The sequence below is a fragment of the Desulfitobacterium sp. THU1 genome (genome assembly GCF_038181555.1).
Taxonomy (GTDB): domain Bacteria; phylum Bacillota; class Desulfitobacteriia; order Desulfitobacteriales; family Desulfitobacteriaceae; genus Desulfitobacterium.
The window spans coordinates 101,098-114,890 of record NZ_JBBWUA010000001.1 but is presented as its reverse complement, the minus strand read 5'-3'; the positions used below and the strand labels follow the sequence as shown (position 1 = coordinate 114,890).

The window sequence follows — 13,793 nt, the reverse complement described above, 5'->3', positions numbered from 1 at the left end:
CTGAATTAACCGTTCAACAGAGATATTCCCGTCATCTCTAGTGGCTGTGCAATCCCCATAAGCTCGAGAATTGTGGGAGCCACATCCTGAAGTGCTCCTCCTTCACGCAGGGCTTTGCCTTTGAACTGGTCACTGACCAAGATCAAGGGCACGGGATTCGTTGTATGGGCTGTCAGGGGTTGACCCGTTTGCAAATCCTTTTTGGACTCAGCGTTGCCATGGTCTGCGGTGATGATCACTGCACCTTGACGCTTTAAAACCTCCGGAACAATTCGCCCAATGCATTGATCAACAGCCTCGATGGCTTCAACTGTAGCTGTAAATTCCCCTGTATGTCCAACCATATCCGAATTGGCGAAGTTCAGGATAATGATATCATATTCTTCCGTTTCTAGCCGCTTTAAAAGTTCCTCCGTAATGTCAAAGGCACTCATGGCGGGCTGTAAGTTATATGTAGCAACCTTTGGCGAGGGGATTAAGCAGCGAGTTTCCCCTTCGCAGGGATCCTCCACTCCGCCATTAAAAAAGAAGGTCACATGAGCATATTTTTCTGTCTCGGCAATCCGAAGTTGCTTCTTATTATGAGAGGCCAGAATTTCGCCTAGGGTGTTTTCTAAGTTCTGAGCAGGAAAAGCTACAGGCACCTTCAGTTGCTCATCATATTCTGTCATAGCGACATAGTGAACGTTTCGCCGTTTCCCTCTTGCAAACCCTTCGAATTGTTCATCCAGAATAGCATAAGAAATCTCGCGCGCCCGATCCGATCGGAAGTTAAAAAAGATCAAGCTATCTCCGTCTTGCAGAGGTCCAATGGCTTTGCCCTCCCCATCTACAATAACAGTGGGTACTACGAATTCATCAGTGATTCGAACATCGTAGGCTTGTTCAATTGCCGCCATGGGGTTGGGAGCTTTTAGTCCCTCACCATCCACGATGGCGCGGTAGCCCTTTTCAACTCGTTCCCAACGTTGATCCCGGTCCATCACGTAATAGCGACCGCTCACGGTGGCCACCTTCCCCACCCCTAGTTCCTGACACTTTACATTGAGCAGGGTCATAAATTCTTTAGCACTCTGAGGCAGAACATCCCGACCATCGAGCAACGCATGAATGAATACCTTTTTCACACCGATTTCTTTCGCCATATCTAAGAGAGCAAAAAGATGCTCGATATGGGAATGAACCCCTCCATCAGAGAGCAAACCCATCAGGTGCAAAGCGTTCTTCCCATCACTGACACGCTCCATGGCTTCTTTCAGTACAGAATTTTGAGGAAATTCTCCAGTCCGTATCGCCTTAGAAATCCGCGTGAATTCTTGGAAAACCACCCGTCCGGCTCCAATATTTAAATGTCCTACTTCCGAGTTCCCCATCTGCCCTATCGGCAACCCAACTTGTTCTCCGGAAGCTGTAATGAACGTATGGGGATATTCTTTAAACAGATGATCAAAATGAGGCTTTTGAGCCTGTGCAATGGCATTGCCTTCTGTTTGTGGACTATAACCCCATCCATCAAGAATCATTAAGACAAGTGGCTTCATAGGGCGGTCACCGCTTTGAGAACGAGCTGGGCAAATCCTTCCGGATCGAGACTGGCACCACCTACAAGGGCTCCATCCACATCCGGCTGCGCCATAAGCTCGGCAATGGTATCAGCATTGACGCTTCCACCATAGAGAATATTGACTTCATCAGCAACCGCCCCGGCAATCCCTGCTAGAGTAGAACGAATCATGGTACACATTTCTTGTGCATCAGCACTGGTGGCCGATTTACCGGTTCCGATCGCCCATATGGGTTCATAAGCAATGACTACTCGCTTCAAATCAGCGGGAGCCAGCTCAGTGAGATCCTTTTCTACCTGACTACGAACGACAGCAAAAGCTTTTCTCTCTTCCCGCTGTGCCAAGTTTTCCCCCACGCAGAGAATCGGGGTCAGCCCAGCCTTAAGAGCCGCTTTCACCTTCTTAGCAATGTCATCATCAGTTTCTCGGAGGATTTCCCGGCGTTCCGAATGTCCAATAATGACATAAGTACAAGCTGTATCCACTAGCATATCAGCAGAAATTTCACCCGTATAGGCACCATTGCTGGCAAAGGACATATCCTGAGCCCCAATATGGATAACACTTTCCTCCAATTCATCCTTGAGGGTGCTAAGGGCTGTAAAGGGAGCACACACCACAACATCAATTTCGGTGATTTCTCCCAGAAGACCGAGCAGCCTTGCTGCATAGTCCTGAGCTTCCCGGATGGTTTTGTTCATCTTCCAGTTACCTGCAATAATAGGATGTCGTATGGGCATTGACTTAGCTCCCTTCAAATGAAGATTTGATAATCCATCGTTCTATCTGAACTTTATCTATCCTGAAGTGCCGCTACACCGGGTAAGGTTTTTCCCTCTAGAAGCTTCAAGGAAGCTCCTCCGCCAGTAGAAATATGGCTCATTTGATCGGCGACACCCATTTTCTCCACAGCCGCCACAGAATCTCCGCCACCCACAATAGTCATCCCCGGGCATTTGGCGACGGCCTGAGCAACCCGTTCAGTTCCTCTGGCGAAATTGTCCATCTCAAAAACACCCATAGGGCCGTTCCACACAATCGTCTTGGCCTCTATTATGGTGTTACCAAAGACTCGAGCACTTTCCGGCCCGATATCTAAAGCCATTTCATCTTCAGTAATATCCTTAATGGAGATAATGCGATAGGGTGCGTCATCCTTAAACTCCTTCGCGACAACAACGTCCTGAGGTAAAAGGATCTTGACTCGCCGTTCTTCGCCCTTAGCGAGAATTTCTTGGGCTAAGGGTAACTTATCCATTTCAACTAAGGATTTCCCCATCTCATACCCTTGTGCTTTGAGAAAGGTATTCGCCATTCCGCCACCAATAATCAAAACATCTACTTTGCTAAGTAGGTTCTCGATAACACCAATTTTATCGCTCACCTTAGCTCCACCGATGATTGCCACAAAAGGCCGCTCTGCTCCCTCCATAGCTTGACTTATGCTCTCAATCTCTCTTTGAAGTAGGAAACCAGCGACACCGGGAATTCGATGGGCGATTCCTTCCGTTGAGGCATGTGCCCGATGGGCCGTACCGAAAGCATCATTAACAAAAACATCAGCTAAATTAGCAAGACGTGTGACAAACTCAGGATCATTCTTTTCTTCCGCTGCGTGGAATCGCACATTCTCAAGCAGGAGGACTTCTCCTTCTTTTAGCCGAGCTACTTCCTTTTCTACCTCTGGACCAATACAATCTGGAGCAATAGCAACAGGTTGGTTAAGCAATTCACTTAGGCGTTGGGCCACGGGGGCCAGGGAGTATTCCGGGTCCACTTTACCTTTGGGGCGTCCTAAATGAGAAGCAAGAATGATTTTAGCGCCCTCGGCCATTAAATACTGAATCGTCGGCAAAGCTGCTAAAATCCTCGTGTCATCCGAAATATTTCCATGATCATCCATGGGGACATTAAAATCAAAGCGCACAAAAACGCGTTTCCCCTGAACCGCAATATCTTTTAGCCCTTTCTTAACCATTATATATATTTCTCCTTTCCTCTTTTGCTCCATTTTCCTTTTGGGTGAAGCCTTTCGGGTAGTTCGTTGTTATGTAAGTGTATGTAAAATTGCTAGAAAGCGTCAATCGAGTACCGTAGTGATGGAGCTACTGAATGAGTAGTGCGCATGAAGCTGCACGACCCCAACTATCTTGCATAATGAAGATTTCACCGTGTATTAGTTTAGCACTTTCTATCATCTTAGTATACCGCCCAAAGGAAAATCTTACTCTTTAAACCAGTCCCATCACGACTTGGGCAATATTTACACTATGCTTATCGATGCGATAAAGTAAATTCACGATATCTAGGTTTTCCCACTGAGTTGTTTTTGCCAAGATTCCAAACTGTAGTGCTCTCTGCAAACGGACTATATCGGGATGTTCGCGGATGACTTCTCCTGCCAAATCCCTATCCCATGACTTTAGTGCTCCGAGCATCCGATTGTAATTATTCAGCACAGTTTCGTAAAGTTCCTTCATATCTCCCCAAATTTCTTCGGCTTCCTGTCGGTTTTCCTTTGTTACATTTCCAATATGGGTGGACAGGTCAAATAAGGCATCTCCAACGTATTGAAATTCTTTGAGAATGAATTGAGTATTGAGAATATCCTCATGCTGTTGGGCAGTTACCTCTTTAGCAGATAAGGCTGCCAGGAAACGGAAAATATGCTGATAATACCATTGAAAATCTTGCTCGAGGGGAGAACCTTTACTTGGCAGGGCACGACACTCCAGAACACTTGTAGGAATCCGCGCCATTAGCTCATCCCGTAGGGACTTGCCCATCCCTTGGATTTCCAGGTGAACTTGTGTCAACGCAATAGCAGGTACTTCCAAAGAGGTCTCGTCAATATGTCTGAACTGAATCTTCTTTATCCCTCGTGAAGAGTCAGGCAAAATCCGAACCATGACTTTTGCAATCTGGTTATTTAGTGGCATGAAGAGGATAATCATCAGGACTGAGAAGACAAGATGAGAGTTGGCCACCTGACGCTTAAGGTCTCCTCCCAGCCAGATTAATAGATCTGCCACTTCCGGCAAGAAGGGGAGGACAAGAAGGGTGGCAAGGACCTTGTAGAGTGTATTGGCCAAGGCAACTCGACGGGCATCCTGCTTCTGTGCAGTCAACGTGGAGATCAGGGTCGTTACAGTGCCACCGATATGAGCTCCTAAAACCAAAGGAATAACCGCACCTAGATTAATCAATCCTTGATCGGCCAGGGAAATGAGAATGGCTACAGTAGCAGTGCTGCTCTGCATAAGGGTTGTAAGAACTAGACCCACAAGGATTCCAAAGAAGGGCTTGACACCCAAATGAGCAAGAAATTCTTGAACCTGTGGTATATCCTTTAATGGAGCGAAGGCACCGGACATAATGGATATTCCCACGAAAATAAGACCAAAACCGATCATGGCCTGGCCTAAGGGCTTAATATGAGGTGTTTTTACAACAAGGTATAGAATAAAGCCTATGAATATGAAACCCAAGGCTAGATTAAGCATTTTGAAAGCAATGAGCTGGATGGAGAGTGAAGTGCCCAACGCTGAGCCTAAAACAATCCCTAAGGCCCGACCGAGGCTCATCAGTCCCACATTAACAAATTCCACCACAAGGACAGTAGTGGCCGTACTGCTTTGGAAGGCTACTGTCATGACGATTCCAAAAAGCACTGCTAAGTAGCTCTTCTTGGTTAGGGATTCAAGTAGCTCTTTAAGTCGATTAGCTGCAAACATCTGTAAGCCGGAAGAAGTCGTATGTATACCAAACATGAAGATCCCTAATCCACCTAGGAAAGCAACCCATGCACTAAAACTAATATTGATCACCCCTAGCTAGAACTTTTTGCCTGTCTTGATATAGACTTGAGCCTCAGCCACATTCAATATATGATCTCCCATGCGCTCCATAGTCCGCGCAAAAATGAGAGCGAAAGCTAAAGAGCCTGTTTTCACACTCTGGTCACCCATGAGAAATTGCCTCTGCAAAAAACCATAAGTGGCATCCAATACATCATCCATCTGATCCAGAGCCTCTACGCTATCCTCTTCATTTTCAATCGTTTCTACTACTCTCAGATACATTTGCTGAGTCTGATTGGCCATTTGTAAAACTTCCTCAAGATGCTCCATATTAGAACTGAGCACAGCGAGCTCAGCAATATCACAGGCATAATCGGCGATTCTTTCCAGCTCTTGGGCAATTCTATGATAGCCCAGCAGGAAGCGAAGGTCTTGGGTCCTAATTTGCTGAAGGGTCATCATCTCGAGGATGCGATTGAGCACTTTGTCCCGCATGGCATCGATTTTATCATCTTCTGTACGCCAGTCCACATCCTGCAAAGCATCTGGAGTTTCAAGATGACTGAGGCCTCTACTCAAAAGATGTTTTACCCCTTGGGCTAGCTCGAGAATCATCGCCCTTATCTCCATTAATGCCCGATCATACCCGCTTAAGCGCGTAAACGTCATCCCCAACACTCCTCTATAAAACTTCTCTACCCAAAGCACTCGGGGTTGCCTTTAGGAGAGATCGGCTCTGTTTTATTATATTCTCCAATTTTTAGAATACACACCATCCAAACGTCGAGCCACGTATTAATATCGCTTGCGCAGAGTTGTTGAGGGGATACCAAGCTCGTCACGGTATTTTGCTACGGTTCGGCGTGAAATCTTCATGTTCTTTTCCCCGAGGATTTCGGAGAGCTTCTGATCAGAGTAAGGAGCCTTAGTGTCTTCCTCAGCAATAATATTCTTTAAAGCTTGCTTAATTGCTTCTGTAGACATACCCTCCTCGCTACCTAAACCGGTTGCGAAAAAGAACTTAAATTCAAAAATTCCTCGGGGGGTCTGCACATACTTATTGGCTGTTGCCCGACTCACCGTAGATTCATGAACCCCAATTTCTTCCGCAATATCTTTAAGATTGAGAGGCTTTAAGTAGCGTACCCCTCGTCGTAAAAATTCCTCTTGGCGTCGCACAAGAGCATCAGCCACTTTATATAAGGTCAGGCGCCTTTGTTCAATACTGCGAATGAGCCAAGCAGCAGCATTGAGTTTTTGCTCCACGAATTTGCGGGTTTCCGATTCACTGCTCTGGCTCAAGGCTTTTTTATAGGTTTGATTGATCCCCAAGCGTGGTACAGTGAGATCATTGACTAGAATAATATACTCTCCTTCAACTTCCTCGATCACCACATCCGGAATAATATAACGAACCTCTCCCGGCCCGGAAAAACGCCGACCGGGCTTTGGATCAAGTGTACGGAGGAGATCAGACATTGACTGGACCTGCAGAGGAGTCACCTTAAGTTGGTTGGCGATCTTTTGCAAACGTCCGGCGGCTAAATCCTCGAGGTGCTTGAGAAATCTTGGCATCTCGGGCGGGTAATGGCTTAGCAAAGGAAGCTGCAATCTCAGACATTCTTCGAGATTCCTTGCTCCTACACCTAAAGGGTCCAAACCTTGGATGATTGTTAGACCTGTTTCTACCTGCTCTAGGGGACGCTGAAGCTGCTTAGCTATTTCCTCTAAAGAAAGGAGCAGATAGCCGTTTTCGTCTAAATTCCCGATAATATATTCAAGCAAATCATGAGGAGCCAATGTCTTTTGGATATGAATCTGTTCGAGCAAATGCTCTTGTAGGGAAGGAGCTGTTGCCAAAAAGGGCTCGAACCTTTTGTTCTGCCCGGCATCAGGGTCATACTCTCTGCTTATCCGTTCCTCTTGATGCTGAAAATAATCTTCCCAATTCATATCCCAGTCGCTATCCTCCGGATTCCCTTCCTTCTCGGAAGGGGGGGAATCTTCTTGAGGATCTTCTGTTCCTTTATCACCGGAATCTTCAACGACATCCAAGAGTGGGTTTTCCAACATCTGCTGATCCACATAATCAGAAAGCTCAAGGGCAGACAGCTGCAGTACAGCAATCGCTTGGCGCAACTCTGGTGTCATAACTAACTTCTGTGTTTGCTCTAGATTTAGGCCATACCCTATCCGCACTTTTATCCTCCTTTCCCCACCCGCTTTTGCTGTTCCTCTAGCTTATCAGCAAGCTCGTCTATCTTGCGTAGGCGATGATTCACTCCTGATTTGCCTACCTTCGGGTTCAACATTTCCCCTAATTCCTTGAGGCTGGCATCAGGGTATTCCAGCCGTAGCTCAGCTATTTCCCGTATGGGATCCGGGAGAGCTTGAAGACCAATGGTGTTGGCTACCTTCTGAATATTTTCCACTTGCCGTACAGCCGCATCTACTGTTTTATTGAGATTGGCTGTCTCACAATTAACTAAACGATTGACTTGATTGCGCATATCTTTAAGCACGCGGACATTCTCAAATTCTAAAAGCGCGCGATGAGCTCCGATGAGAGCAAGAAATTTAACAATATGCTCACTTTCCTTAATATATACAACATGCCAATTTTTACGCAGACTCACTTTAGCGCCCAACTGAAATCGATTGAGAAGTTGGCAAAGAGCGTCCCCATGAAGAGCGTCATTGGTGATAATCTCCAAATGATATGTTCCTTCAGGATTATTGATGGATCCCCCGGCCAGAAAGGCTCCGCGTAAATAGGCAATTCTATCGCATTTCCTTTTGACGAGGAAGTCGGGTATGCCCGGTAGGATTTCACCTTCTTCATCAATAAGCCCGAGTTGTTGAAAATCGCTTAAGTCCCTTGGATAAATTTTAACCATATAGGAGTTATTCTTTTTTAAGCGCAGCTTCCTGCGCACCATAATGTCCACCGGTAGATCCAATATGTTTTTAGCCAACCGGTATACCTTACGCGCTACGGGGGCACTCTCGGTGGTCACGTTCAGTGCGTAGATTTGATTAGAGATCTGCAAGGTCCCATCCATACGCACAAGCGCTGCAAGTTCGGCCACATTACAACATCTCTTCTTTTCCTCGATGCGTGCTAATTCATCCTTGGTTTCGGCACTGAAGGACATTCCTCCCCCTCCTTTCTAGGATTCTTCCCTTAATTTCTGACTTAATAGATAGGAATCCACTAGAGCGATCCTCTCACCCATGGGCTTTAAGCGAAAGAGAAGTCGAATAAGCATTCGTGCCAAACGGTCAGGGTCGTGGCGAATGGTTTCACCCTCTTGGAGAAGATCTGCTTCCACGTATTTAACCCCCAGCCATTCCACGCTGGCAGCATTGCCATGAACCGGATAGGAGCCTTCCTCTGCATAGCGCTGCAGAAGGTCTTGGGGTATCTCCTGTCTATTGGCTAAGACAACATCGACTAAGCCATGACCACAGTGATCGACCAAAGACTGCAAATGATCTGATACTTGAAATTGGTCTGTTTCTCCCGGTTCTGTCATGATATTGCAGATATAGACACAGGGAGCATCGGCATCGCGAATTTTCTCTTTTAAGCCTTTTACTAATAGATTCGGCAAAACACTGGTATAGAGACTGCCTGGCCCTAAGACAATAAGATCCGCTTCGTCCAAAGCCTTTAACGCCTCTGGCACGGGCTCGCAATCCTCAGGCTCCAGATAAACCCTGATGATGCGACCTTGAGTATCCCTGACCTGGGTTTCCCCTTTCACGGTGGTTCCATTAGCCAAATCTGCACCTAGAACTACTTGTTCCAAAGTCGAAGGATAGACATTGCCCCTAAGGGCGAAAACCTTACTTACGTGCTCGACCCCCTTTTGGAAGTCGCCAAAGGTATCGGCCATCCCTGCTAAAAACAGATTGCCTAAGCTATGTCCTTTGAGCGTACCGGTATCAAAGCGATAAGAAAAAAGTTTTTCCATGATATTTTCCGTATCGGAGAGCGCGACGAGGCAGTTGCGAATATCCCCCGGGGGAAGAATACCCATTTCACTGCGCAGCATTCCTGAACTCCCGCCATCGTCGGATACCGTAACAATAGCAGTGAGGTTACGGGTATAATTTTTTAGGCCTCTAAGGAGGTTTGATAAGCCGGTTCCTCCACCGATGACCACAATCTTCGGACCGCGTCGGAGATGTTGACGGGAATACATAACATCAACAATCCGAGCTTCTTCATCAGGCAACAACACAGAGATAATAGATCGGAGCATACGCTGAAAGCCAATCACCATGGCCGCAGCCCCCAAAGCACTAATCACCAGACCCATCGGCACAGCAGTACGTGGAGCACTGCCTGTCAGTCGATAGATGGCTTCGCGAAATTGCAACTCTATATAACCTAGAGCTATGCCATCATTCATTACGGAAAAACCCGCTGCAAATAAGAACACGCCGAGAACTGCCAGTAAAAACCAACGTTTGACACCTAAATTTGGATAAAGCCATTTCAAAGAGTTGGGGAGTGATATACCCAGTCTGCTTTTCATTTAGTCTTATCACCCTTCCGATTACGGGCAGCATCCCGGTGATTAACGTTCATAGTGTAATGATGCTCTTGAAGAAAAGTGCCGATTCGTTCAGCAATAGCTACGGAACGATGCTGTCCCCCTGTGCAACCGACACCAATCACTAGATGTCGCTTCCCTTCCTCCACATAATGAGGAAGAATATACTCTAACAGATCCAGATACTTGTCTACAAATTCTTGAGCCAAGGTATTACTAAAAATATATTTCTGGACTTGAGGATGTTGCCCAGTAAGTGGCCGGAGCTCGCTGATATAAAAAGGATTGGGTAAAAAGCGCACATCAATAAGCAGGTCCACGTCGAGGGGGATGCCATATTTATATCCGAAGGAGACCACCGAAACTGCTAAGGGTCCTGAGGTCTGTTCGTTGCCAAACAGTTCTGCCACCTGGTGACGCAGTTGCTGAGAGGAGAGACTTGAGGTATCAATAATCTTATGGGCGATACCACGAAGCTCGATGAGCTTTTGACGTTCCTTTTGAATCCCTTCAAGAATTCCACCGCTAGGGGAAAGTGGGTGTCTCCGTCGAGATTCCTTATACCGGCCAACGAGGACTTCATCCGAAGCTTCTAAGAAAAGCATCTCATACTGAAAGCCGGACCTTTGTAAATCTTCTAAAGCCTCGGCTAAGGAAGTAAAGAACTCCCCCCCGCGTAGGTCGCACACGATGGCCGCGCGGGTTACCTTGCCCTGCGACTGAACACAGAGCTCGGCAAATTTTAGAATCAAGGATGGGGGTAGATTATCCACACAGAAGAAGCCCAGATCTTCGAGACTCTGCATTGCCTGGGTCTTCCCCGCTCCCGAGAGTCCAGTGATAACCAACAATCGTACTTGCTTTGTCGACATAGCTACTCCCCCTTCTCTACTGATTATTTTACTTGAAGCACTTTAACAGCTTCCGTCTGAGCCCAACTAAGGGCATCCTCTGGCTTTACTCCGTTCCAAGCCTTTTGCCAAGCTTGATCTTGGAGGGGCATAAGCTTTCCTTCCATAGCATTACTCGGTAAGGACCAGGCCCTAGCTAAACTTAACCCTACTTGGCGAAGAAGTCCTGTTTGGGCTTCTTCACGACTATAAAAAGAACTGCTGGTTGGAAATCGTTTTCCGGCCATAGCGATAGCCCACTGGGCATCCGGTGAAAGCAGTTCCTCTTCAACCAAACGAATGAGAGGGTTTAGCTCCTCTGTGGATTTGATGGAGGAGTTGGCGATGCCAATCGTTTTTCCCCCTAAAATCTCCCCTTTTCCGGACGTCAACTGAGTAAGGGGTACGCTTCCCCAAGGAATAGTCGTCGCTATTCCCTGGGCCTGACTAGCCCAGGCGATGGTATAGGCAGCCTGAGCATTTATGAATAGATTCCAAGCATTGGGATCAACGACTAAGAGGTTTCCCTCTTGCCAGGCCAAAAGCTGTTGAAGAAAGATATAATTAGCCGGATCCTGAAGAGCAGGCTGGCCATTGCTAGCTAACTTTCCTCCTTGGGCTAACCACCAAGGACTTAGGGTCTTGGTATCCAGGGCCGTTAGCGCAAGTACTCCCTTGGTTGTGGGGAACTCCGCCAAATTAGCCGGCAACGGGGCGAGATCAGTACGATAATAGAATAAAGGAACATCGACGGTAAGAGGTAGTGCAAATGTTTTATCCCCATACTTAAATTGGGTTACTAAGCCAAGGAACGGATCCGAGTTACCGATGATTGGGGCTAAGGCCCCTTGATGGAAAAGATCGGTTAAGGCTTTGGAAGAGGTAAGGAAAATCTCCGGTCCTTCCCCACCCGCTTGCGCAAGATAAGCAAGATTAACCATTCTTCCTTCTTCTATATATTCTAGTCGGATAATCACTTCAGGGTGAGCGTCCATAATCCTTTGGCTTTGTTTCCCCAACTCTTGAGCCTCCGCTCCTGTTAAGGAATGCCACAGCTCGATCACTGCCGGAGCGGCTCCTCCCGGCAAGCCTTGCTGTGGATCCTCACCACAGCCTGAGAGTAGAAGCGTTAGAAGTCCGATGATAAGAATGCAATGAAGAACTCGCTTGGCCAAACCCTTAACCATAGAAATGCTCCTTTAATCTGTTTTGAAAATTTTTTTAAGGATTCTTGATCTGTTATCTTAGGTATCCATTGGATAACAACTGGTTTTGCCATTTTTATAGAAGAAAAGTACCCACTGGGGTTGAGGTTCATGGAAATAGTCCACGGCAGTTGCCCTTTGCCATTGTCGACGGTCCATTTGGTTATACTCGGCGATGAGGTTCTCCCAGCGTCGATCCTGTTGCAGAGATTGTTTTTGCCCAGGATAATCCGGTGGCAAATTCCCTTGAGCAGGAAGCAGATAATCCGGGACGAAATTCGGCCGTTCCCAAAGATAATAATCATACCTCAGCCTCTCCTGAATGGAGATCATACTTGCCGACTCAGGACTAGACTTTTGTGAACACCAGTAGTGCCATAGTTTTTCAAAAAGGGCCTTCCCCGACCAATTCTGCTTAAACCAGCCCTGCTTACGCCAATATTCCGCGAACTCATGATAGAAATCAAAGGGGGTAGGGTATTGCTTAACAACCCAGGTTAGGGTTCTGCCAAACCGCCCCGAATTATAATAGCGATCAAGAATATCTTCCAGACGATGGAGCCTCAGTATTTCTTCATGGCTTAAGTCTGCCGTTTGCAAAATAGTATAAGGAGGATCGGGAGCATAGATCAATCCATATTGCTCACTTTTCTCCCGTAAACCAGAGCCTTTTAGAACTTTTAAAAAACCTAATTGCAGCATATCCGGTTGTACTGCATACACCTCATTAAAGGATGTCCGAAAACTAGACCAACCTTCTTTGGGTAACCCCGCAATAAGATCCAGATGTAGATGGGCTTTGTTCATTTCTTGAATCTCTCTAACATATTTTGCCCACCGATCAAAATGCTGGGGGCGACAGATGATTGAGAGGGTCTCGGGATTCGTAGACTGCACCCCGATTTCAAATTGAACCAAATCCTTGGGATAATCTCGCAAATAATCCAACCAGTCCGCATCGAGTAGCTCTCCTGCCATTTCACAATGAACTCGAATCCCTGCCTCGGCTGGGTAATGAGCCGCCTCTTCCCGGGCAATATCGAGGATTCTGAAGGAATGCACCTTATTTACATTAAAGGTGCGATCCACTAGTTTAATTGTACGTGCTCCACAGTGCAAAGCACGACGCATAATCTCCCGAAATCGTTCGGACGGAAGATATCTAACCCCTTGGAATGTGGAAGAAAGGCAATATTGACAGTTAAAAGGACAGCCCCTAATGGTCTCAACGTAGGCAAGGCGCCCCTGAAAATCTTCCTCCTCAGCATAGGGATTAGGTAGATCAGTCATGATCAGTTGCTGGCGGGATTGATTGATCATGATTTCTTGGTTCTGGGGATTCCGCCAAGCCAATCCTGCTACTTCCGCCGGATTCGCTCCTAACTCCCAAGCACGAAGAAGTTCAAGGAAGGTCACTTCACCTTCGCCCAAAACCACTGCATCGATCTCATTATTTTCTCTCAAAAAACAATCGGCCTCAAAGGATACCTCGGGTCCTCCAACGAGAATTCGAGTACGAGGAGAGGTGGGTCGCAGCTGGCGGATCACAGCGAGGGTCTCCTTCAAGTTCCAAATATAACAGGAAAAGCCAATGACATCTGCCTTGGCTTCATATATTTCCGCTTCAATCCGCTCTATCGGTTCGTTAATGGTGAACTCACGAATCCTAACCTCAGGAAACTCACCCTTTACACTCTCACGCAGGTACCGTATCGCCAAATTGGTATGTACATATTTTGCGTTTAATCCGACCAGTAAAATTCGCAAAAGG

At 46.8% G+C, this 13,793-nt stretch carries 11 protein-coding genes; all 11 read right to left on the bottom strand.

Annotated features, from left to right (window positions below; genetic code table 11):
- Window positions 1-5: 5 nt before the first annotated feature.
- The gene (gene gpmI, locus AAC978_RS00565; protein ID WP_341546010.1) at window positions 6-1,541 is read right to left on the bottom strand and encodes a 2,3-bisphosphoglycerate-independent phosphoglycerate mutase; all 1,536 of its coding nucleotides are present in this window, start codon (window positions 1,539-1,541) and stop codon (window positions 6-8) included.
- The gene (gene tpiA, locus AAC978_RS00560; protein ID WP_341546009.1) at window positions 1,538-2,305 is read right to left on the bottom strand and encodes a triose-phosphate isomerase; all 768 of its coding nucleotides are present in this window, start codon (window positions 2,303-2,305) and stop codon (window positions 1,538-1,540) included. Before tpiA ends, gpmI begins: the two co-directional genes overlap by 4 nt.
- Window positions 2,306-2,358: 53 nt before the next feature.
- Window positions 2,359-3,543, bottom strand: coding sequence for a phosphoglycerate kinase (locus tag AAC978_RS00555; RefSeq protein ID WP_341546008.1), 1,185 nt, complete (start codon window positions 3,541-3,543; stop codon window positions 2,359-2,361).
- 253 nt (window positions 3,544-3,796) lie between these two features.
- A complete protein-coding gene (locus AAC978_RS00550) occupies window positions 3,797-5,392 on the bottom strand; it encodes a Na/Pi cotransporter family protein (RefSeq protein ID WP_341546007.1) in 1,596 nt (531 codons plus the stop codon).
- Window positions 5,393-5,398: 6 nt separating this feature from the next.
- Window positions 5,399-6,034, bottom strand: coding sequence for a phosphate signaling complex PhoU family protein (locus AAC978_RS00545; RefSeq protein WP_341546006.1), 636 nt, complete (start codon window positions 6,032-6,034; stop codon window positions 5,399-5,401).
- A 126-nt stretch (window positions 6,035-6,160) separates the two neighbouring features.
- Window positions 6,161-7,564 carry an RNA polymerase factor sigma-54 gene (gene rpoN, locus AAC978_RS00540; protein WP_341546005.1) on the bottom strand — a complete coding sequence of 468 codons (1,404 nt, stop codon included), beginning with the start codon at window positions 7,562-7,564 and terminating at the stop codon, window positions 6,161-6,163.
- Window positions 7,565-7,566: 2 nt separating this feature from the next.
- The gene (gene whiA, locus AAC978_RS00535; RefSeq protein ID WP_341546004.1) at window positions 7,567-8,520 is read right to left on the bottom strand and encodes a DNA-binding protein WhiA; all 954 of its coding nucleotides are present in this window, start codon (window positions 8,518-8,520) and stop codon (window positions 7,567-7,569) included.
- 15 nt (window positions 8,521-8,535) lie between these two features.
- Window positions 8,536-9,909 carry a gluconeogenesis factor YvcK family protein gene (locus AAC978_RS00530; RefSeq protein ID WP_341546003.1) on the bottom strand — a complete coding sequence of 458 codons (1,374 nt, stop codon included), beginning with the start codon at window positions 9,907-9,909 and terminating at the stop codon, window positions 8,536-8,538.
- Window positions 9,906-10,799 (bottom strand): RNase adapter RapZ, encoded by an 894-nt coding sequence (gene rapZ / locus AAC978_RS00525; RefSeq protein WP_341546002.1) that lies wholly within the window; start codon window positions 10,797-10,799, stop codon window positions 9,906-9,908. Before rapZ ends, AAC978_RS00530 begins: the two co-directional genes overlap by 4 nt.
- Window positions 10,800-10,822: 23 nt before the next feature.
- Window positions 10,823-12,004: an ABC transporter substrate-binding protein gene (locus AAC978_RS00520; RefSeq protein ID WP_341546001.1), complete on the bottom strand. Its 1,182-nt coding sequence runs from the start codon at window positions 12,002-12,004 to the stop codon at window positions 10,823-10,825.
- A gap of 57 nt (window positions 12,005-12,061) precedes the next feature.
- Window positions 12,062-13,789, bottom strand: coding sequence for a B12-binding domain-containing radical SAM protein (locus AAC978_RS00515; RefSeq protein WP_341546000.1), 1,728 nt, complete (start codon window positions 13,787-13,789; stop codon window positions 12,062-12,064).
- Window positions 13,790-13,793 lie beyond the last annotated feature (4 nt).